General features: G+C 67.1%; 16 protein-coding genes and 2 pseudogenes. 10 read left to right on the top strand and 8 right to left on the bottom strand.

Features of this window, described 5'->3' with window-relative positions; translation table 11 throughout:
* Positions 1 to 460: 460 nt before the first annotated feature.
* From FKR81_RS40355 to FKR81_RS40370, 4 genes are read right to left on the bottom strand one after another with little or no spacing between them, the layout of a single operon-like run.
* Positions 461 to 1,096: a response regulator gene (locus FKR81_RS40355; RefSeq protein ID WP_235922198.1), complete on the bottom strand. Its 636-nt coding sequence runs from the start codon at positions 1,094 to 1,096 to the stop codon at positions 461 to 463.
* 8 nt (positions 1,097 to 1,104) lie between these two features.
* Positions 1,105 to 2,253, bottom strand: coding sequence for a sensor histidine kinase (locus FKR81_RS40360; RefSeq protein ID WP_146360444.1), 1,149 nt, complete (start codon positions 2,251 to 2,253; stop codon positions 1,105 to 1,107).
* Between the two features lie 29 nt (positions 2,254 to 2,282).
* A complete protein-coding gene (locus FKR81_RS40365; RefSeq protein WP_186763462.1) occupies positions 2,283 to 2,987 on the bottom strand; it encodes an ABC transporter permease in 705 nt (234 codons plus the stop codon).
* 21 nt (positions 2,988 to 3,008) lie between these two features.
* Positions 3,009 to 3,908: an ATP-binding cassette domain-containing protein gene (locus FKR81_RS40370; protein ID WP_146360448.1), complete on the bottom strand. Its 900-nt coding sequence runs from the start codon at positions 3,906 to 3,908 to the stop codon at positions 3,009 to 3,011.
* A gap of 210 nt (positions 3,909 to 4,118) precedes the next feature.
* Here FKR81_RS40370 and FKR81_RS40375 point away from each other — a divergent pair, with 210 nt between their 5' ends.
* Positions 4,119 to 5,042 (top strand): SEC-C metal-binding domain-containing protein, encoded by a 924-nt coding sequence (locus FKR81_RS40375; RefSeq protein WP_186763463.1) that lies wholly within the window; start codon positions 4,119 to 4,121, stop codon positions 5,040 to 5,042.
* An 830-nt stretch (positions 5,043 to 5,872) separates the two neighbouring features.
* Here FKR81_RS40375 and FKR81_RS40380 read toward each other — a convergent pair.
* From FKR81_RS40380 to FKR81_RS40390, 4 genes and pseudogenes are all read right to left on the bottom strand, one after another.
* Entirely contained in the window at positions 5,873 to 6,145 is a 273-nt protein-coding gene (locus FKR81_RS40380) for an IS3 family transposase (protein ID WP_146360451.1), read from the bottom strand.
* The gene (locus tag FKR81_RS44105) at positions 6,145 to 6,294 is read right to left on the bottom strand and encodes a hypothetical protein (protein WP_186763464.1); all 150 of its coding nucleotides are present in this window, start codon (positions 6,292 to 6,294) and stop codon (positions 6,145 to 6,147) included. Before FKR81_RS44105 ends, FKR81_RS40380 begins: the two co-directional genes overlap by 1 nt.
* Complete coding sequence (locus FKR81_RS40385) at positions 6,291 to 6,596, bottom strand: transposase (RefSeq protein ID WP_186763465.1); 306 nt, start codon at positions 6,594 to 6,596, stop codon at positions 6,291 to 6,293. The genes FKR81_RS44105 and FKR81_RS40385 overlap by 4 nt, the downstream gene beginning before the upstream one ends.
* A 78-nt stretch (positions 6,597 to 6,674) precedes the next feature.
* Positions 6,675 to 7,178, bottom strand: a pseudogene (locus FKR81_RS40390) (helix-turn-helix domain-containing protein); the annotation flags it as partial.
* Between the two features lie 443 nt (positions 7,179 to 7,621).
* Between FKR81_RS40390 and FKR81_RS40395 the strand changes: the two are divergent.
* The 9 genes and pseudogenes from FKR81_RS40395 to FKR81_RS45410 form a co-directional block, all read left to right on the top strand.
* A complete protein-coding gene (locus FKR81_RS40395) occupies positions 7,622 to 7,843 on the top strand; it encodes an MbtH family protein (RefSeq protein WP_146360456.1) in 222 nt (73 codons plus the stop codon).
* Positions 7,836 to 8,996 (top strand): LeuA family protein, encoded by a 1,161-nt coding sequence (locus FKR81_RS40400; protein ID WP_146360458.1) that lies wholly within the window; start codon positions 7,836 to 7,838, stop codon positions 8,994 to 8,996. Before FKR81_RS40395 ends, FKR81_RS40400 begins: the two co-directional genes overlap by 8 nt.
* Entirely contained in the window at positions 8,993 to 10,393 is a 1,401-nt protein-coding gene (gene leuC, locus FKR81_RS40405) for a 3-isopropylmalate dehydratase large subunit (RefSeq protein WP_146360460.1), read from the top strand. Before FKR81_RS40400 ends, leuC begins: the two co-directional genes overlap by 4 nt.
* A gap of 10 nt (positions 10,394 to 10,403) precedes the next feature.
* Positions 10,404 to 11,015 carry a 3-isopropylmalate dehydratase small subunit gene (gene leuD / locus FKR81_RS40410; RefSeq protein WP_146360462.1) on the top strand — a complete coding sequence of 204 codons (612 nt, stop codon included), beginning with the start codon at positions 10,404 to 10,406 and terminating at the stop codon, positions 11,013 to 11,015.
* Positions 11,012 to 11,785 carry a pyridoxal phosphate-dependent aminotransferase gene (locus FKR81_RS45400; protein ID WP_222598569.1) on the top strand — a complete coding sequence of 258 codons (774 nt, stop codon included), beginning with the start codon at positions 11,012 to 11,014 and terminating at the stop codon, positions 11,783 to 11,785. The genes leuD and FKR81_RS45400 overlap by 4 nt, the downstream gene beginning before the upstream one ends.
* A gap of 140 nt (positions 11,786 to 11,925) precedes the next feature.
* On the top strand, positions 11,926 to 12,150 hold the full coding sequence (locus tag FKR81_RS45745; RefSeq protein WP_407936588.1) for a hypothetical protein: 225 nt from the start codon (positions 11,926 to 11,928) through the stop codon (positions 12,148 to 12,150).
* Entirely contained in the window at positions 12,147 to 13,163 is a 1,017-nt protein-coding gene (locus FKR81_RS40420; RefSeq protein WP_146360464.1) for an isocitrate/isopropylmalate dehydrogenase family protein, read from the top strand. Before FKR81_RS45745 ends, FKR81_RS40420 begins: the two co-directional genes overlap by 4 nt.
* Before the next feature lie 37 nt (positions 13,164 to 13,200).
* A complete protein-coding gene (locus FKR81_RS45405; RefSeq protein WP_235922202.1) occupies positions 13,201 to 14,763 on the top strand; it encodes a condensation domain-containing protein in 1,563 nt (520 codons plus the stop codon).
* A pseudogene (locus FKR81_RS45410) lies at positions 14,654 to 21,394 on the top strand (amino acid adenylation domain-containing protein); the annotation flags it as partial. The gene FKR81_RS45405 and the pseudogene FKR81_RS45410, both read left to right, overlap by 110 nt.
* Positions 21,395 to 21,477 lie beyond the last annotated feature (83 nt).

The following is a 21,477-nucleotide window of genomic DNA, read 5'->3' on the forward strand; positions in this document are numbered from 1 at the left end:
CTTGGTCGATAGCTCTGCCGGCAGGGGCTTCGCCGCATCCGGGCGAAGCCACGCCGGTGATCATCAGCCTGTGATCAGCAAGAAGCCTCGCCTGCCAACGCATCCAACCCAAGACGAAAATGGGTCAGTGCACAGGCAAGCACCTGGAGATCGTCTGCCGATTGGTAACTCCGTCGCTCCACGCCCGGAGCATCCCCTGGCGCGTGCCCTGCCAGGTCGTGACCTCGGCGTCATGAGCGTGCGGTGCGACGGTGGCAAGGACGTGTGCGCGGCACATCATGATCCAGCTCCTGGTGCTGGTCAGGAGCTGGATCGTCGTCGGAGCGGCGAGTGCAATCTCGCCGGCGAGCCGGCTGGATCGATCACGGAGTGGCAGCCGAGAACTGCTGTGGCTGCGGCACCTCGGAGACCTGCTGAGTCCTCTGCAAATCAATCGATCCGATCCGTTCCGATCGCTGCCTTACATCGCCCCGGCTTGGTGGGCGAGGATCGCGATCTGGGTGCGGTTGTCCAAGTCCAGCTTGGAGATTGTGCGGCTGACGTGGACCTTCACCGTGGCTTCGCTCATGAACAGGGAGCGGGCGATCGCGGCGTTGCTGGCCCCGGTGGCGACAGCCAGCGCCACCTCGCGTTCGCGGGTGGTGAGCAGCTCGAGCTTGGCGCGCGCGTCGAGCTGCTTGGGGCCTGCGCTGGTCGCGAAGCGGTTCAGCATCCGCCTGGTGACGGTGGGGGCGAGGATCGCCTCTCCGTCCGCGACGATCTCGACGCCGCGGGCCAGTTCGCGTGGCGGGGTGTCCTTGAGTAGGAAGCCCGCCGCGCCCGCTTGCAGTGCGGCGAAGACGTACTCGTCGAGGTCGAACGTGGTGAGCACGATGATGGATGGGGGCGAGGGCAGCGCGCGTACCCGGCGGGTCACCTCGAGACCGTCCACATTGGGCATGCGTATGTCGGTGAGCACGATGTCGGGTTGGTGTTTCCGCACGAGGGCGACGGCCTCGTCGCCGTCACCTCGGTCGGCGACGACCTCGATGGTACCGCCTGCTTCCAGGATCATGCGGATCCCGCCTCGTACCAGATCCTCGTCCTCGAGCAGCACGACTCGGATCAACGCTGTCCTCCTGGGAAGCTCGCCGCCACCGTGAATCCTCCATCGGGTCTTGGGCCTGCCTGCAGACGTCCTCCAGCCAGTTCCACCCGTTCCCGCATGCCTGTCAGGCCGAAGCCGGACTCGGCGACGGGTACGGTGCGCAACGCGCGCGGCACGCCAGGCGCGTTGTTCACCGACACCGTCAGCTCCGTGTCTGTCACACCGAGGCTGATGTACACCTCGGCGCCGGGTGCGTGTTTGGCGACGTTCGTCAACGCTTCCTGCGCCAGGCGGTGGACGGCGCGCCCGACGGAGCCGGAGACCTCAGGGAGTTTCTCCGGCAGGTCGACGTGCACCCGTTGACCGGTGGCCACGGCGTCGTTCACCAGGTGGTGCAGGCTGTCCAATGATGGAGACGGATGCAGCGGGGCGGATGGTTCACCGCGACGGAGTACTCCGAGCAATTCGCGCATCTCCTCCAGCGCGGTGGTACTGGTGCCGCGGATGACCTCCGCGACCTCGGCCGCCTTGCCATCGCGAGAGACGGCCAGCGCGCCGGTGAGCACGGCGATCTGGCTGATCCGGTGGGCCACCACGTCGTGCAGCTCGCGAGCGATCCTGGCGCGTTCCTCGGCGACCGCGTTGGCCGCCCGCAGGTCTCGTTCGCGTTCGGCTTGCTCGGCTCGGTTGCGCAGGCTGGCGACCAGCTGGCGTCGCTGGACGATCCACAACCCCCACAACGTCGGGGCGACGACGATCGCGACGCTGGTCGTCGCGAGGGATGTGAGCTCGTCGACGGTGAAGGGAAGGCCCCATGGGATCACCGCGGTGACGAACAACATCGCCGCCGCCAGCCAAGTCTCCCGCACGTTGCCGCGTCTGCTCGCCATCGTGTGGGCGGCCACGGCCAGTTGGCCGATCATGCCGACTCCCACCAGGCCAGCGACGGCGAGCACGACCATCGCCGTGGGAAACTGGCGGCGGAAGGCGAATGTGACGGCGATGACGACCACCGCGACCGTCGTACCCACCCCGAACGGAAGCAGGCCTGCGGGGTTGGTCTTCGAGTGCTGCCACCCGAGGACGCCGACCCCTGCCGCGATGGCCACGTCCAGGAGAACATTGCGCACCGAGCCGTCCCACCAGGTCAGGCTCGGTGCTCTCATGCTTGCCACAGCATCACGATAGGGCGTCGTCAGATGTCGCGGCGGGCGAGTAGCGTCCCGCCGGTGCCGAGCAACACGACGGCGAGTGCCGCCAGCGGCAGCGGCAGCAGCCACGGGTTGCCGCCTTCCTGCAGCTTCACCATCTGCATGGCCGAGTTGAACGGCAGCAGGCCGGTGTTGATCTTGGTGCCGACCACGATCAGCGTCTCGATGATCGTCGGGAACCCCAGGACGGTCACCACGGCGACCGTGGCGTTGCGGGTGGTCGCGGCCATGCCAAGCCCGACCAGCCCGGACAACGTCGTGAAGATCACGACGGCCACGAGCACCTGGCCGACCCGCCACATCTCCGGAGTGCTGCCGTGCAGCACGTCGACGAGCAGCGTCACCCCGATCAGGCCGAGGCCGGTGCAGGCCGCCATCGCCGCCACGGTCAGCGCTTTCGCGGCGAGGACCTTGGCGGTGCCGCGCAACGTCAGCACGGTCGTGGTGATCGTGCCGTATCGGTATTCGTGGCCGAAGGAGGCCACTGCGACCGCGGTCGGCAAGAGGGTGACGAGCAGCAGCGAGATGCCGGTGAAGGAGAAGACGAACCTCTCGCGCCCGGTGAGCTCGTCCTGCCCTGCGTACATCAAGGCGACGACGAACTGGAGTGCGAGGGAGCCGCTGAGCAGGAACCACGTAGACCGCAGCGTCCGCAGCCGGATGAACTCGAATCGAATGGCGTTGAGCACAGTGTGTCCTTTCTGAATTGGCTAGTTAGCGCGGTACTGGGCGGCGTTGGACGTGGCGGCGAAGAAGGCCTCTTCCAGGCTGGTCTGCACCGACGACAGCTCGCGGAGGTAGACGCGTGCGCGCGACGCGATCGCGGCGACCGTGTCTGTGTCGACCCCCTCGACGATCACTGCACCATCGGGCTGCGGCGTCGACCGATAACCGGCGTGCATCAGCGCGTCGATGAGCGCAGCGGGATGGTCGGCACGGGCGACGACCTGGACGCGGGCGTGTCGCTTCACGAATTCGGGCAACGACTCGGCGGCGATCAACCGGCCACCGCCGATCACGATCAGCGCGTCGGCGAGGTGGGTCATCTCGTTGAGCAGGTGGGAGGAGACGAAGATCGTGCGTCCCTCCGCGGCAAGACTCTTCAGCAGGTCGCGCAGCCAGCGAACACCCTCGGGGTCGAGACCGTTGGCGGGCTCGTCGAGCATCAGCACCGGCGGGTTGCCCAACAGTGCCGCGGCGAGGCCGAGCCGCTGTGACATGCCGAGGCTGAAGCCGCCGGCACGCCTCTTCGCCGCACCGCCAAGTCCGACCATGTCGAGCACTTCATCCGCTCGGCGCGCGGGGATGCCCGCCCCCGCCGCGATCATGCGCAGGTGGCTGCGGGCGGTGCGACCGGGGTGCACCGCCTTGGCGTCGAGCAGCACGCCGACCGCCCGCGCCGGATCGTCGAGTTCTGCGTACGTACGGCCGTTGAACTTGGTGTTTCCCTGTCCGCGGTCGAGGCCGAGCATCAGCCGCATCGTGGTCGACTTGCCAGCCCCGTTGGGGCCGAGGAAGCCGGTGACCACACCGGGCTGGACCGTGAACGACAGGTTGTCCACGGCCCGGACCTGTCCGTACTGTTTGGACAAACCATGAGCAACGATCATCGAGGCCTTCCTTCGTGGTCTGCTTCGCCACCTTGGCCAGTGGCCGTCGACACACACGGTCGTCGAAGGCCTCGTCCCGTGAATCATCACGAAGGCGATGTCCGCGTACGACGAAAGAACTACACCGCGTTCACACGATCATCAACCACAGGCATGCCCTGTCCCATCCCCGCAGCGATCGCTTGGGAGACAGGGAATACAGTGCCTCAGGTGAGGACGAGAACGGCTGCGGGCATCGCCGCAGAACTGGAAGCCGAGCTGGAGCAGTATCCCGATGAGCGGGGGCAGATCCTGGTCGAGGCAGCCCAGGCGTGGCGCCAGGCCGGTGACGATGACCGTGCTGTCGCGCTGCTGACCCAGGCCATCGCCCTGGGCGGTGAGGACGGCGGCAACGCCCGTGTAGACCTCGCCCAGGTGCTGTTCGACCTCGGCCAGGCCGAGCAGGCCCACGCCCAGCTGGATGAGCTGCGGCACCAGCGGCCGTCCTCACCGGCGCCGTATCACCTGGCCGCTGAACTGCTGGAAGACCGTGGCGAGCATCAGCAGGCGTTGACCTGGTTCAACATGGCCGTGGCCCGGCTGGCCGAACAGGAGATGGCCGACCGGGACACCGAGTTCGGGTTCTTCTCCTACGCCAACAACGTCGTGGCCGGCCGCCGACGCGTGCGTCACGCGCTGGGGATGCCTCCGGACGAGTTGGACGAGTCGGTCCAGGTCCTGTCCGAGCAGGCCGAGGACCTGGCCCGTGCTCTCACCCCGCCAGCGCCGCCGAAGGAGGTGCGGGTGTTGTTCTGGCCTCGCAACGAGATTCCCCGCGCACATGACACCTGGCCGCAGCTGGTTGAACACGCCGAGGCTGACACCATCATCGCCGACCGCGAGGCCGCCAACCGGGAACTGTCCGAAGCGGGCATCGCCCGGATCACGATGGTCCCATTGACCACCGCGAAACTCCTGGAGTTCACAAACCGGACCGGTAGCGACCCAACCGATGAACAAACCCGCCTGGCCTGCATGAACGAGATCGTCGAGAACAGCGGCGCGATCAGTTGGCCCCCTGCCCGCAACGCGTCCTGCTGGTGCGGCTCGGCCACCAAATACAAGAAGTGCTGCGGCCGTCCCCGCCTCGACTGACAACAACGTCACCCATCCGGCACACCCGCGCCCAGGCCACCGGTCTGGGCGGCGCATGGTGCCCACTCACCGGCAAAGATCACGAAGTCCGGCTGTCCTATTAGGTACTCGGATCAAGATCAGGCTGGACAGCAACTTCACCACGTTCATCGGCTCCAACGGCTCAGGCAAAACGGCTGTCTGCCAGGCGCTGCTCGTTGTTCGGTATCTCCAAATCAGGAGCGGGACGTACGTACGGACGACTTCCACGTCCACTCGACGAGAGCACCAGGCCGATAGCACGAAGCCTGAGGATCGAAGTCGTTCTGGCTTTCCCGAGCTCGACGAGGAGCGGGACAGCGGCCTGTAGGGAGCCGAGACGCGATCGGTCCCGAATTCTTCCAGCGAATGGCGGCCACCGAGTACGGCGCCGACCTCAAAGTCCGGATCGTGCTCGACGCCGAGTGGGTCGACGACAACACGGTGGACGGAGCGGTTACCGAGACGAGGAGGTCGTCCGCACCTTTGCCGAGGAGTACAGCGCTGCGGAATTTCCAGGCCTTGGCTCCCGGCCTCGCAGTCGGACACCCAGCTGACCGCGCCAGTCGGTGACAAGGATGCGCCGCCGTGACCGAGATGGTTGTCCACAACGTGTGGACAATCCATGTGGATGTCTTGTTCCGGTCAGGCGAGCAACCTGACCATTCGAGCGCTGCCACGCGCACCTCTTGGGGCAAGGCAGGTCTACGCGTCCGGCCGAGCGTTCGGCATCAACAGCCGACCGCGACCGCGACCCCGGCCACGACCGTGGCCCGGACAGACGAACAACCACCACGGGCCTCGCACACCCATTAGGTGATGTCCACGCACCAGCGGCTGTCGAGATCTGTTGTGGTACATGAGAAATCCCGGCCGACCAGATCTTCGGGCAGAGCGGCGGCGGGATTCGGCACGGTCGTGGTACGCCACCGTTTCGCCGTCCGTCCCGCGAGTCCCGCGGTGCGCATCAGCCGGGCGATCCGTTTGCGGGAGTGCCGCCGCCCGGCCGCGGCCAGTTCAGCGTGCACCCGCGGTGCTCCATAGGTGCCCCGCGAGTCGTCATGGACCTGGGCGATCGCCTCGATTAGGGCGGCATCTTCCTGGGCGTGCCGGACGGCTCGCCGGCGCGGTGGGCGTAATAGGCGGCACGGGAGACCTCAAGCAGCTCACACGCACGCTTGACGTTGCCGGTGGTGCTGGTCTTCTCCGCCTCGATGAACGGGTACACGTTCACCGGGTCTCCCGAGCGAAGAAAGCCGTAGCACGCTTGAGGATCTCGTTGTCCTCCCGCAGCCGGCGGTTCTCCGCCCGCAACGCCGCCAACTCCTCACGCTCGGCGCTGGTCATCCCGTCGGTGCGCACCCCAGCATCCAAATCGGCCTGCCTGACCCAGGCCCGCACCGCGGTCTCGGTCAGGTCGAAATCCCGGGCGACCTGCCCCAACGACCGGTCCCCACGCCGGCACAACTCGACGATCTCGGCCTTGAACTCCGGCGTGAACGCCCGCCTCGGCCGCCTCGGCTTCTTCTTACCCACAGGCTCCATCATGAACATTCTCCCCAGAAGCTCGCACCCCTGATCTCAGATGTCCGTCAAAACGGATCAGGCCCAGTCGCGGTGTGCGGAGCTGTCGTGCAGACCCGCTTGCCTGCCGTGGATCTTGTGGCCGCCGCCGTCGGGGATGTTGCCCAGCTTCTTGATGTCGACGTGCACGAGTTCGCCGGGTGCGGCGCGTTCGTAGCGGCGGATCGGCTGCGCGGTCGCCCGATCCACGTGGCTGAGCCGGGCCAGGCCGTAGCGGGTCAGGACCCGGTGCACGGTCGAGGGCACCAGCCCCAGCAGGTAGGCGATCCGCGCCAGCCCCCACCGCCGCGCCAGCCGGACCTTGATGACCCGCGGCTCGGTGCGGGTCGGGGTCCGGCGCGGACTCGACAACGGGCGCGAGGACCGGTCGGCCATGCCCGCCGCACCGAGCTCGCGATAGCGGTCGGCCCAGCGTTTCGCGGTGCCGACCGACACCTGGAACCGGTCCGCGGCCTGCCGCAGCGGCCAGCCGTCCTCGACCACACACCGGGCCAGGCGCAGCCTGCCCAGCTCGGACAGCGGTGCGTTAGCGTGTAATCGAGGGCCTCCTGGCTAGCCGGTGCAGATGTCGCAATCCACACCGAACCCGGAGGCCCTCCCTCATTCCAAGATCATCCGACTACGTGTTGGACAGTTCGCAACCTCTCAAGGCAGTACACGGACGTGGTCCGCATACGTTGGTCATCGCCTCAGCGTTACGCCTACACGGTGGGGCTCAGCGGCTTCAGGTCGTCGGGCCGTTAACGGCCTGCTCCGGCGGCTTGGGTCGAGCTGAGGTGACGAGATGTTACGCAACGCTGCTGGAATCACTGATGGCAAGCATGCCTCAGTAGATCATTCTTTCCTTCGTTCAGGCAGCGACTTCTGTTAATTCCGAAACGGAAAGTGCGCGTAGCGCAGAACGAAAGCGCGACCCGATGAATCTCGAGCTGGTAGCTGGGTCGGATTTACTGGAGCGAACCGCACGTGGAGGTCTGGTGCGCACGAATCCGTTCGAAGATCCCACGGAGAAGTTCTTCGTCCTGGTCAACGACGAGAACCAGCATTCGTTGTGGCCAACCTTCGCGGATGTTCCCGCTGGGTGGCGAGTACGGTTCGGACCAGACGCGCGCCAGGCCTGTCTCGACTTCATCGAGGAGAACTGCACTGATATGCGTCCGGCGAGCCTGATCCCCGCCATGGAGAAACAGAATGGCTAAGCGACGAATCTCGTTCTTCGACGCTACGTTGCGCGACGGCGAACAAGCTCCTGGCAACGCCATGTCACCTCAGCAGAAGGTTGAGCTCGCGCTGAAGATGGAGGCGCTGGGCGTCGACACCATCGAGGCCGGCTTTCCCGGCTCGTCACCTGCGGACGTCCTGGCGACCCAGCTGATCGCTTCGAAGCTGACCACCGCGAGGTTCGCCACGTTCAACCGGGCGAATGTCGACGACGTGCGCATGTCCATGGAAGCTGCGGGTGAGCGGTCGAACCACCAGATCCAGATCTGCGGTACGGGAAGCGACCTGCACCTGCGGCACAAGCGGAGCATCAGCAGGGCCGAGGCCGTCAAGGAGGTCGATGACGCAGTACGGTTTGCCGCCGCGTTGGGGGCGGAGGACATCTCGTTCGGTGTCGAGGACGCGAGCCGCGGTGAGTACGACTTCATCCACGAACTGGTCGACACGGCGCTGGCCGGGGGTGCGAGGACGATCATTCTCGCCGACACGACGGGCTGTGGGACTCCGCAGGAATACGGCGATCTGTGCGCGGCGGTGCGGTCTTGGATTCCGTCCGATGTCGTCCTGTCAACGCGCTGCCACGACGACTTGGGGTTATCGCTGGCGAACGCGATCGCAGGCATCCAGGCCGGTGCCGACGAGGTTCAGGTGACGCTGACCGGCGTCGGCGAGCGCTCGGGCAACACTCCGCTCGAGGAGATGGCCGCGGTGTTGTCCTACAAGGGCGATCGGTTCGGCGCCACCACCAGTTTGCGCACCGAGGGGCTGTACGACGCCTATTGCCTGCTGGCGAACACCATCTCGCTGCCGGAGGCTCGGAACAAGGCAGCGTTCGGGCGCAACGCGTTTGCCACACAGGCGGGCATTCACCAAGCAGCCATCCTGCGCGACCCCCGCACCTACGAGTACGTCAACCCCGAGCTGTTCGGCCGGGAGCGTCAGCTGCTCATCGGCAGGCACTCGGGGCGGGCTGCCGTGCGGCACGTGCTCGCCGAGGCGGGTATCACCGCGGACACCGCGATGGTGGACAAGCTGTACGAGCACATCGCGAATCGTGAGGGCAGGGAGGCCGACACGCTCGACGCGTGGCGTGCTCATGCTCTGAGGGTGTTGGCGGCGGAGGCGCCGTGACCGTCCCGAGGACTCTCGTCGACAAGGTTTGGGATTCCCACGTCGTCCGGTCCGCGTCGGGTGAGCCGGACCTGCTCTACGTCGATCTTCACCTGGTGCACGAGGCAACTTCGGCCCAGGCGTTCGACCGGCTTGAGCAGCTGGGCCGCGAGGTTCGTCGCCCCGAGCTGACGCTGGCCGTCGAGGACCACAACGTGCCGACCGACTCGTTGAGGATCAAAGACCCGGTGAGTTCGCTGCAGGTGTCGATGTTGCGCCGCAACTGCGCCGTTCATGGAATCACGTTGTTCGAGCATGGTCACCGCAGGCAAGGCATCGTGCACGTGGTCGGACCGGAGCTGGGTGTCGTACAGCCCGGCATGACGGTCGTGTGCGGTGACAGTCACACGTCGACCCACGGCGCGTTCGGTGCGCTGGCGTTCGGAGTGGGCACCAGCGACGTCGAACACGTGCTCGCGACGCAGACCGTACTCGTGCAGCAGCCGAAGACGATGGCTGTCAACTTCACGGGGCCGCTCGGGCGTGGTGTCACCGCGAAGGACGTCATGCTGGCGCTCATCTCACGTATCGGCACCAACGGTGCGCGCGGGCACATCGTCGAGTACGACGGGGACGTCGTACGCCAGCTCTCGATGGAGAGCCGGATGACGCTGTGCAACCTCAGCATCGAGGCCGGGGCACGGGCCGGGATGATCGCACCGGACGAGGTCACCTTCCGTTATCTGCGAGGCCGACCAGGCATGGCGACCGGCCGGGCCTGGGACGAGGGTGTCGCGTATTGGCGCACTCTGCGTACGGACGACGGTGCGAGGTTCGACCGGACTGTCGAGTTGGACTGTTCGACCCTGACCCCACACGTCACCTGGGGCACCAACCCAGGCCAAGCGGTGCCGCTGGGCGAGCGGGTGCCGGACCCGGATTCTTTCGGAGACCCCAACGAACGTCGAGCGGCCAAACACGCGTTGGACTACATGGCCCTGCGGGCTGGGACGCCGATGCGGGACATCGGCATCGACGTGGTGTTCCTCGGGTCCTGCACCAACGGTCGGATCGAGGACCTGCGCGCCGCCGCCGAGGTGCTCCGCGACCGCCGGACCGCCCCCGGCACTCGGATGCTCGTCGTGCCGGGATCCATGTCGGTCCGCTTCGCCGCAGAGGCGGAGGGACTGCACGAGGTGTTCCGAGCTGCGGGAGCGGAATGGCGGTTGCCCGGTTGCTCGATGTGCCTGGGCATGAACGCAGATCGACTGCAGGGGGAACAGCGCAGCGCGTCCACGTCCAACCGGAACTTCGAGGGCCGCCAGGGCGCGCGGGCGCGGACACACCTCGTTTCGCCAGCCGTAGCCGCGGCCACAGCAGTCGCCGGTCGCCTCGCCGGCCCCGACGATCTCCTCTGAGGACGAACTCATGCAGCCGATCAACGAACACACCGGCACCGCGATGGTACTGGCAAGGGACGACGTCGACACCGACCAGATCATCCCGGCCGAATACTGCCGCAAGGTGACCAGGACGGGATTCGCCGACGCGTTGTTCGCCCGCTGGCGTGCGGATCCGGGCTTCGCGCTCAACGATCCGAACCGCGCAGGTGCGACGATCCTGGTGGCGCAGCGCAACTTCGGCACTGGAAGTTCGCGCGAACACGCCGTGTGGGCGTTGTGGGACTGGGGATTCGTGTGCGTGATCGCCTCCAGCTTCGGCGACATCTTCCGCAGCAACGCGCCGAAGAACGGCGTGGTACCCATCGAGTTGCCCGATGACGCGGTGACCGCGTTGGCCGAGGCGGCGCAAGCCGACAGCACGCTGCAGATCACGGTGGACCTGCAGAACGTCGAAGTGCGGTACGGCACCTCACGAGTGCCGTTCGAGTTCGAGCCCTGGGCCCGTTCAATGCTGCTCAACGGCTTCGACGACATCGATCTGACGCTGGACCACGAGTACGGCATCGACTGCTACGAGATCGGCAGGCCGCGCTGGCTGCCGAAGATCGGCCCAGCTCTCCTGGAGGAGCTCGAGTGAGCGGGACGTCCGCACGCGGCGAACGGCTCGGCGGCAGCGGCCTGGTGCAGCTGATGCGGCTGGCCGCGAAGACCAATGTGGTCGAGCTCGCACTCGGTACGCCCGGCGCGCCGGAGCCGTCTGCGAAACTGGTGACAGAGGCCGGTTACGCGCTTCTGCCAGGTGACCATCACCAGTACGCCGATCCCATCGGACATCCGCAGCTGCGTGTGGCAATCGCTGCGTCACTGGCCACTCCCGCCGATCCGGAGACCGAGATCACCGTCACCGTGGGCGGCACCGAAGGTCTTTGTGCCGCACTTCTGTCCATTGTGGACAGTGGTGACGAAGTTGTCGTGTTCGAGCCGTTCTACGAGAACTTCATCAAGGCCATCCACCTCGCGGGCGCCGTTCCGCGGTTCGTCCGGCTGCGGCAACCCGGCTGGCACTACGACCCAGCCGAGTTCGCTGCGGCGTTCGGGTCGCGCACAAGGGCCCTGATCCTCAACTCGCCCAACAACCCCACCGGCAGGATCCTCACCAGGACGGAGCTGGAAGAGATCGCGCGGGTGTGCGACAATTGGGACGTCACGGTCATCTCCGACGAGGTCTACTCCTCGTACGTGTACGACGGTGCGACGTTCACCTCCGCCGCTGACGTGCCCGCGTTGAGCGGCCGGAGCATCGTCGTGAACTCCTTGTCCAAGAGTCACGCGATCAGCGGGTGGCGGCTCGGCTACCTGCGGGCACCGGCAGAGATGACAACGGTCGTGGCCGGGCGCACGAGGTGACCACCAATGGTGCCCCGGCTCCGCTGCAACTCGCCGTCGCACGCGCCGGAGTGCTGGCGACCGCCACGTGGCGGCCGACGGAGCTCATGCAGCGACACAGGGACACGGCGACACACATCTTCACCGACTTCGGGTGGGACGTGCTGCCCGCGCAGGGCGGGATGTTTCTCACCGCGAACATCATGAGCGAAGACAGCGAAACCTTCGTGCGCGACCTGCTCCACAAGACCGGTGTGCTCGTCGCGCCAGACAAGCTGTTCGTGTCCGAAAGGGGCAACGGAGACTTCGTGCGGATCGCGTTCAACCGATCCGAGGGAGTGCTCGACAAAGCCGCTCGCCGGCTGGCCGGCAGCGTGGTCGCATGACGAGGCTGGCGGTCGTCCCCGGCGACGGTATCGGGCCTGAGGTCATCGCACAGGCGCTGGAGACGGTGACGGCCCTGCGGATCGGCATCGAGTTCGACGTGCTCGACCACATCAACGCGGGCACATTCCTGCGCACAGGCGTCGCACTGTCCGAAGAGGACTTCACCCGGATCGCAGGATGCGACGCCGTACTGCTCGGCGCTGTCGGTGATCCTCGGGTGATCACCCCCGCCTACGCCCGAGGCGTGCTGCTGAGCCTGCGTTCGCGGCTCGACCTGTACGCGAACGTGCGGCCGGCGCGACTGCTGCACGACGACCTGAGCCCGTTGCGGGACAGAGCGAATAGGGGGATCGACTGCGTGATCGTGCGGGAGAACACCGAGGGTCTCTACGGAGGCTCGTTGCACCGGATGTCGGGGGCCGAAGTCGCGATCGACATCGAGGTCAGCACCGCGCGCGGCGTGCGGCGGATCGTCGAACACGCGTTCTCGCTGGCGCGCCGCGGGATGTGCATGGTGGACAAGTCGAACGCCGTGCCGTCGGGCGGTGCGCTATGGCAGCGGATCTGGCGGGAGACGGCGGCCGACCATCCGAATGTCGCGACGTACCACCTCTTTGCAGATGTCGCAGCGATGCGATTGGTGGCCGATCCAACTGAGTTCGACGTGATCGTCACCAACAACTCGTTCGACGACATCCTGAGCGACCTCGCCGCGCAGATCGCGGGTGGGCTCGGCACGGCGGCGTCGGCCAATGTCAACCCGGACACCGGATTCTGCCTGTGTGAACCGGTGCACGGCAGTGCACCCGACATCACCGGAACCGGCACGGCCAACCCTGTTGGCGCGATCCTCAGCGCCGCGTTGCTCCTCGAGCATCTCGGCTATGGAAGCGAGGCGAAGGCCGTTCGGTCAGCGGTCGACCGCGCAGTGGCGGCCGGCCACCGCACACCTGATCTCGGCGGGTCGCTCACGACACAACAGGCCGGCAGCGCCGTGCGCGCCGAACTGTGATCTCCGCCGTACGTCGAAGACTTCGAGGATGAAACCAATGCGTGGAACACGCGATCGCCGTTTGCCGCTCACTGCCGCACAGGCCGGATTCTGGTTCGCGCAGCATCTCGACCCGGACAATCCGATCTACCAAGCGCAAGAGACCGTCGACATTCTCGGGCGACTGGACGTCGAACTGCTGGCCCAGGCGATTCACGCGGCGGTGATGGATGTCGAGCAGTTGCGGGCGCGGTTCGAGCGCGACGGCGACCTCGTGTGGCAGGTCGTCGAGCCGTGCACTGACTGGCTTCCGCCCGTCATCGACCTCGGTGATCAGGCGGATCCGTGGGAGGCCGCGGGGGCGTGGATTCGCGCCGAACTGGCTCGACCAGTGGACCTCGGTGCTTTCCCCTTGTTCGACATCGCCGTGTTGCGGCTCGCTGAGGATCGACATCTGATCCACTTCGCTGGGCATCACATTGTTGGGGATGGTGTCTCCAGCACGATGTGGATGAACCGCGTGGCGGACATTTACACCGAACTGGCGGCCGGACGGTCGTGGACGCCGAGTCCCATGGGCTCGTTGCGCGATCTGCTCGCCGACGAGGCGAACTACCGCGCGAGTGAGCAATACATTCAAGACCGGAGGTACTGGCGCGCGCAGCTGGACGACCGCCCCGCCGCCGTCGGGTTCGCCGGTCGGCCCGGTCCGCCCTCTCGCACCTTCCGGCGATGCAGCCACACCGTGTCAGCACCGGTCGCAAGCCGGCTGCGTGATCTCGCCCGTGCCTGCCGAGCGAGCCTGCCGTCGTTGACGGTGGCTGCGCTCGGCCTCTACGTCGAACGGATGTGCGGGACGCCGGATGTGATGGTGGGCATGCCGACGACCGGTCGTCGGACGGCCATCGCGCGCGAGACACCCGGTGTGCTCGCCAGCGAGGTGCCGCTGCGGTTGCGGGTGGCACGCGGGATGACCCTTGCCGAACTGGTCCGGCAGGCCGCCGCAACCGCACGGCTCGCGTTGCGTCACCAGCGCGTTCCGCACGAGGAGATCGCTCGCGACGTCGGTGCGATCGGTACCGGTGATCCGCTGTACGGGCCGGTGCTGAACTTCATGGCATCCGAACCGTTGCGGTCGTTCGGCGGTCACACGGCGACGGTGCACAACTTCTCCAACGGCCCGGTCGACGACGTGACGATCAACGTGTACGACCGGTCCGGCGACGGCACGCTGTTGATCGACTTCAACAGCAACGCCGAGCGGTACACGGCTGGGCACACCGAACAGCACCTGCACCGGTTCGTCGCGCTGCTCGAAAAGTTGGTCGACAGTTCCCCCGACCTGTCGCTCGACACGCTCGACGTATTGTTGCCCGCTGAGCGGCGACGAGTGCTCGGCGAGTGGAACGACACCGCGCGGGAACTGACCGGGCCGAACCGTGGTCGACGTGTTCGCACGGCACGTGAGGTCCACCCCGAACAACACCGCGCTGGTGTGCGAGGGGAACCGGCTTTCGTTCCAAGACTTGGACGAGCGAGCGAACCAGTTGGCGCACCTGATGATCGCTCGGGGAGCAGGGCCGGAGCAGGTGGTGGCGCTGGCGCTGTCCAGGTCGGCTGACTTGGTGGTGGCGCTGCTGGCGGTGCTCAAGTCCGGCGCCGCCTACCTGCCGGTCGACCCCGCCGATCCGGCGCAGCGCACGGCGTTCGTGCTGGCCGACGCCCAGCCGATTCTGGCCCTCGACGACATCCCCGTGCTCGACGGCTACCCCTCCACCGCCCCCTGTGTGGAGATCGATCCGGCGCACGCGGCCTACGTGATCTACACCTCGGGTTCGACCGGCAAGCCCAAGGGAGTCGTAGTCGAGCACCGGGGTCTGACGAACCTGTTCCACGACCACCTCGCGGAACTCATCGAGCCGAACGCCGGGACCGCGACGCTGCGTGCGGCGGTCACCGCGGCGTTCACGTTCGACACGTCCTGGGAGGGGCTGCTGTGGCTGCTGGCCGACCATGAACTGTACGTGGTCACCGACGACGTACGACGTGATCCGTTCGCGTTGACCGACTACGTCCGCGAGCACCGGATCGACATGCTGGACGTCACTCCCTCCTACGCGACCCAGTTGCTCGACGCGGGGTTGCTGGAGGCGGGACGGCACACGCCTGCGGTGCTGCTGCTCGGTGGTGAGGCGGTGGACGAACCGCTGTGGAGAGAACTACGCGACGACGGTGCTACGACCACCTACAACTACTACGGCCCTACCGAAGCCACGGTGGACACCCTGGTCGCGAACGTCGGACTGCACGAAACGCCGGTCGTGGGAACACCCCTGCGGAACACCAGGGCGTACGTGCTCGACGCCGCGCTGCGGCCGGTCGCGCCGGGCGTTGTCGGTGAGCTCTACCTCGCCGGTGCGCAGCTCGCGCGCGGCTACCTCGGCCGGCCAGGACTCACCTCGACCCGGTTCGTGGCCAATCCGTTCTGTGCGGACTCTGCTCGTGGCCACGACCGGATGTACCGCACGGGTGACCTCGTCCGCTGGGATTCGACCGGGGTGGTTCACTTCGTCGGCCGGGCGGACGACCAGGTCAAGATTCGCGGCTTCCGCGTCGAACTCGGCGAGATCGAGTCGGTTCTGCTCGACCGGCCCGGTGTCTCGCGTGCAGTAGTCGTGGTCCGGGAGGACAAGCCGGGGGATCGCCGGCCTGTCGGCTACGTAGTCGGATCTGCCGATCCGGCTCGTCTGCGCGCCGAGCTCACCGAGTACCTGCCGTCGCACATGGTGCCGTCGGCGGTTGTGTCGCTCGACGAGTTTCCGTTGACCAGCAATGGAAAGCTGGATCGGGCAGCTTTGCCCTCGCCGGTGCCCGACGGACAGGTGGCCGACGAAGCTCGCACGGTGACAGAGCGTGTGCTGTGCGGATTGTTCGCCGAGGTGCTCGGTGTCGCGACAGTCGGCGTGAACACCGGTTTCTTCGATCACGGCGGCGACAGTATCCTCGCGATGCAGCTGGTGAGCCGAGCTCGCCGGGCTGGGCTTTCGTTGTCAACGCGGGACGTGTTCGCCCGCCGCACGGTTGCCGGGTTGGCCGCGGTCGTCGGCGCCAGACAGAAGCCGCCCGTTGGGGGTCGCCGGGACGCGAACATCGGCAAGCTCTGGGCCACACCGATCACCGAGTGGCTGCGTGAGTTGGGCGGTCCCATCGACGCATACAGCCAGTCCTTGGTGCTGCGAGTTCCCGCCGACCTCGGTGTTGATCGGCTCACGCAGGCCGTGCAGACGGTGATCGACCACCACGACGCGTTCCGCTTGCGGTTCGTGCGCGACGACTGGTCGTTGGTCGTCGCGCACCGGAGCGACATGCGCGGCGCCGACATCGTCGAGCGAGTCGACGTCACCGGTTCGACGGATCTCGACGGAATGATCGCCGCACACACCGCGGCGGCGCGGTCCGCGCTCGACCCAGAGTCCGGTGAGGTGCTGCGGCTGGTGTGGTTCGACGCCGGTCCCGCCCGCCAGGGCAGGCTGCTGATCGTCGCGCACCACCTCGTGATCGACGGCATGTCGTGGCGGATCGTCGTGTCCGATCTCGCGGTGGCCTGGCAGGCCCTGCGGGATGGTCGCACTCCGGAGCTCGACCCGGTCGGGACGTCGTTGCGCGAGTGGACGCGACAGCTCGCGCTTCAGTCCGCCCATGACAAACAACGTGCCGAACTCCCGTTGTGGCGCACAGTTGTGGAGGCTGACGACCCGCTGCTGGGGAACCGCCCGCTCGACCCGCTGACCGACGTGACGGCGACGGCACACGTCCTGCAGGTCACCACGCACCTGCCGACGCTGCTTTCCGGTGTACCAGCAGTGTTGCGTTGCAGTGTCGAGGAACTGCTGCTGACCGGCTTCGCGCTCGCGTTGGCACGCTGGCGGCAGCAGCGGAACACCACGACGGATACCGCGGTGCTCGTCAACCTGGAAGGTCACGGCCGTGAGGGCCTCACGCCCGAGATCGATCTCTCCCGAACGGTCGGCTGGTTCACCAGTGTGTTCCCGGTCTGCCTCGATGCGGGCCCGATCGACTGGACCGACCTGCCGGGCTTCGCGGGCAGGGCGATCAAGCAGGTCAAGGAACAGGTGCGAGTCCTGCGGGACAAGGGCATCGGCTACGGCCTGCTGCGTTATCTCAACCCCGACACCCGCGCCGAGCTGGCTGGGCGGGCACCGCAGGTCGCGTTCAACTACCTCGGCCGTTTCGACACCGAGTGGCCTGTTACGGGCCCGCTGCTGGACGGTGCAGGGGCGGACGGGGAGATGCCACCGGGGTACGCGCTGAAGGTCAACGCATTTGCCGAGGGCAAGCAGTTGACGATCGCGTGGACGTGGGCGTCCGAGTTGTTCGCCGAAGACGAGATCCGCGAGCTCAGTGATCTCATGGTCGCGGTGCTGCACGCTCTCAGCCAACCTGCGGCCATGTCGGGCGCCTGCGGCCTCACCCCGTCCGAGGTGCCGCTCGCCGGGCTGGCCCAGGCGGAGATCGAGAGGCTCGAACAGGCTCGCCCCGGCATCGAGGACATCTGGCCGTTGTCGCGGCTGCAGGAGGGCATGCTGTTCCACGCCTTCTACGACACCGACGGCACCGACGCCTACACCCCACAACTCTGCGTCGACTTCACCGCGGACCTCGACGTCCAACGCCTCCGCGCGGCCGCGGCCGCGTTGCTGCGACGGCACCCCACTCTGCGCGCGGGCTTCTGGAACAAGGAGTTCGACCATCCGGTGCAGTTCGTCCTCGCCGAGGCCGGCTTGAACTGGCGGGAAATCGACCTCGGCGGTCTCGACCCCGAGCGGCAGCGCGCGGAGCTGGCCGTGATCCTCGCCGAGGACCGGCGGCGGAGGTTCGACCTCGACCAGCCTCCGCTGCTGAGGTTCACGCTGATCTCGTTGGGCGGCACGGCATGTCGTGTCTTGCTCACCCACCACCACATCCTGTTCGACGGGTGGTCGACGCCGAAGCTGGTTCGTGAGCTGTTCGACCTGTACGCGGGCAGGGCGCTTGCACCGGTGGCGTCCTACCACGACTATCTGACGTGGCTCGCCGGACAGGATCGGGACGCCGCTGAACGGGCGTGGCGCTCCGCTCTGGCCGATGTCCGGCCCACGGTGCTGGCGCCGTCCGACGGCGCACGCCGTGCGGTGCAACCGGAACAGATCACAGTCGAACTCGACCACGAGCTCTACTACCGGTTGTCCCGCCGGGCTCGAGCACACGGCCTCACCCTCAACACGTTCTTCCAGGGCGCCTGGACGATTCTGCTCAGTCGACTCACGGGCCGCGATGATGTCGTCTTCGGCGTCACCTCGGCGGGCCGACCGCCGGAACTGCCTGGTGTCGAGGACGTGATCGGCCTGTTCATCAACACGTTGCCGTTGCGCGCTCAGACGGATCCGAGTGTTCCGGTCATCGACTTGTTGCGCCGGATCCAGGACCGTCAAGCGAGCCTGTCGGCGTTCGTGCACCTGAGCCTCGCGGACGTCCAGCAGCTGATCGGTGCGGGCGAGCTGTTCGACACGATCGTCGTGTTCGAGAACTACCCGCTCGACGGGCTGCAGGAACCAGCGCCGGGAGTCCGCCTCATCGACGTGGAGGCTCACGACGCCACGCACTACGCCCTCAGCCTGGCGATCGTCCCCGGTCCCTCCCCGCACATGCACCTCGGGTACCAGCCGGACCTGTTCACACACGAGGCTGTCACGGCGATTGGCGAGCAGCTGCTCCACGAGCCGGCGCGAGATCCGGAGCAGCCGCTCGGCAGAGTCGAGGTCTTGTCGCCCGAGCAACGCGCGGACGTGCTCACTCACTGGCAGGGCACGACCACGGAGCTACCCGAAACCTGCTTGCCCCAAGCGTTCCGCGCAGTGGCCGACAACACGCCGGACGCGGTCGCGGTGGTGTCCGACGACGAGGAACTGACCTACCGCGAGGTGGATGCCCGGTCGAACCGGTTGGCCCACCGCCTGATCGGCGAGGGCGTGCGACCCGAGGACCGGGTTGGCCTGCTGGTGCGGCGCTCGGCCGGGTTGCTGGTCGCAGTGCTCGCCGTTGCGAAGGCGGGCGCGGCGTACGTCCCGTTGGATGATCGAACGCCACACGCGCGCACGACCGAACTGCTGACGATGAGCGGTGCGCGGGTCCTGGTCACCGACCAGGACATTGCGGTTCACAGCGAATCTGTGGTGCGGCTGAGCGATCCGCTCGACACCCCCGATCACGACCCCGGCTTACCGGTCCACCCCGACCAGCTGGCCTGCGTGATGTTCACCTCCGGATCGACCGGCACGCCGAAGGCCATCGGCGTGCGGCACCGCGATGTGATCTCGCTCGTGTGCGACCGGAGGCTGCGCGGTGAGCACCACGAGCGGGTTCTCGTGCACTCCGCACAAGCCTTCGACGCCAGCACCTACGAACTGTGGGTGCCGCTGCTGCGCGGTGGCACGCTGGTCGTCGCTCCGGCCGGGCGGCTTGACGCGGCCACACAGGCCCGGTTGGTCCACACGCGCGGTGTGACCGGCGCGTGGATCGCCGCCGGACTGTTCCGGGTGATCGCCGAGGAGGCACCGCACAGCTTCGCCGGGATGCGCGAGGTCTGGGCCGGTGGTGACGTGGTGCCGGCCGACGCGGTGCGGCGTGTCCTGCGTGCCTGTCCGGGACTCGTCGTCATCGACGGCTACGGCCCGACCGAGACGACCTCCGTCGCGACCTGTTTCATGCTGGCCGATCCGGACGCGGTGCCGGACGTCGTGCCGATCGGGCGGCCAATCGACAACAGGTGCGCGTACGTGCTCGGCCACGACCTTCGACCAGTGGCTCCCGGCGCGGTCGGCGAACTGTACCTCGCAGGTGCCGGCGTGACCTGTGGCTACCTCGGGCGCGGCGGGCTGACCGCGGAACGCTTCGTCGCTGATCCGTACGGGCCGCCGGGGGAGCGGATGTACCGCACCGGCGATCTCGCCCCCTGGTCCGCCGACGGACAGTTGGTGTTCGGTGGTCGTGTCGACGACCAGGTGAAGGTGCGCGGGTTCAGGGTCGAACCGGGTGAGGTCGAGGCCGTGCTGGTCCGTTGTCCTGGTGTTGCCCAGGCCACTGTCGTCGAGCGAGATGACCGGTTGGTCGCTTACGTGGTCGGTGACACCGACGGCCTCGCCGAACGCGTTACCGAGGTGCTGCCGGAGTATCTGGTTCCGTCGACGTTCGTCGAAATGGACGCGCTGCCGTTGACGCGCAATGGGAAAGTGGATCGAGCCGCGCTGCGGGATCCTGCTCCCGCAGCGCAGCCCTGTGTCGCCGTCGCGGCACGAAATGCGCGTGAGGAGCGGCTGTGCGCGCTGTTCGCCGACGTGCTCGGTCTGGAGCACGTCGGCATCGACGACAACTTCTTCCAGCTCGGCGGCCACTCATTGCACGCGACCCGGCTCGTCAGCCGCATCCGGTCGGCGTTCGGGGTCGAGCTGCCGATCCGGATCGTGTTCGAGGCGCCTCAGGCCGTCGGCCTGCTGCGGCAAATCGATGACGCAGCCAACGCGCGGCAGCGGGTGCGGCGGTTCGAGCGACCGGAGCGGCTGCCGTTGTCGTTTGGCCAGAGTGGGCTGTGGTTCCTCAACCAGCTCGAGGACGCGAGGGGGACCCACAACATCACACTGGGCCTGCGGCTCACGGGAACCCTGAACGCGGCCGCGTTGGAGACGGCGCTGGTCAATGTGCTCTACAGGCACGAGAGCTTGCGCACGATTTACCCGCGGGTCGGTGACGACCCGTGCCAGGTCGTGCAACACGACACCGATTTCCGCCTGATCCTCAGCAACGACTCCGACGAGCTGGCCACGTTCGCGCAAGGGAGGTTCGATCTCACCAGCGAGCTGCCGCTACGTGCGATGCTCTGCCGTGTCGCGCCCCTTGAGCACGTCCTGCTGCTGGTGATCCACCACATCTCCGCTGACGGTGCATCCGTCAGGCCGCTCATGCGCGACCTGTCCAACGCCTACACCGCGCGGCTGGCCGGTCGTGCTCCACAGTGGACCCCGTTGGAGCTTCAGTACGCCGACTACACGTTGTGGCAACAACAGGCTCTCGGCGACGACCTGGATCAGCACTCGGCCATCACACTGCAGACCGAGTTCTGGAGGAATGCGCTCGCCGGCCTGCCTGTCGAGATCGAGCTGCCCACCGACCGGCCGCGGCCTGCTGCCGCGAGTCACGAAGGCCCGCAGCGCGTCTTTCCGGCTCAGCCGCGACCTGCACGAGCGTCTGCTCGACCTGGCTCGGCAAAACGAGGTCAGTT

Origin of the sequence: Lentzea tibetensis, assembly GCF_007845675.1 — a bacterium.
Taxonomy (GTDB): Bacteria; Actinomycetota; Actinomycetes; order Mycobacteriales; family Pseudonocardiaceae; genus Lentzea; species Lentzea tibetensis.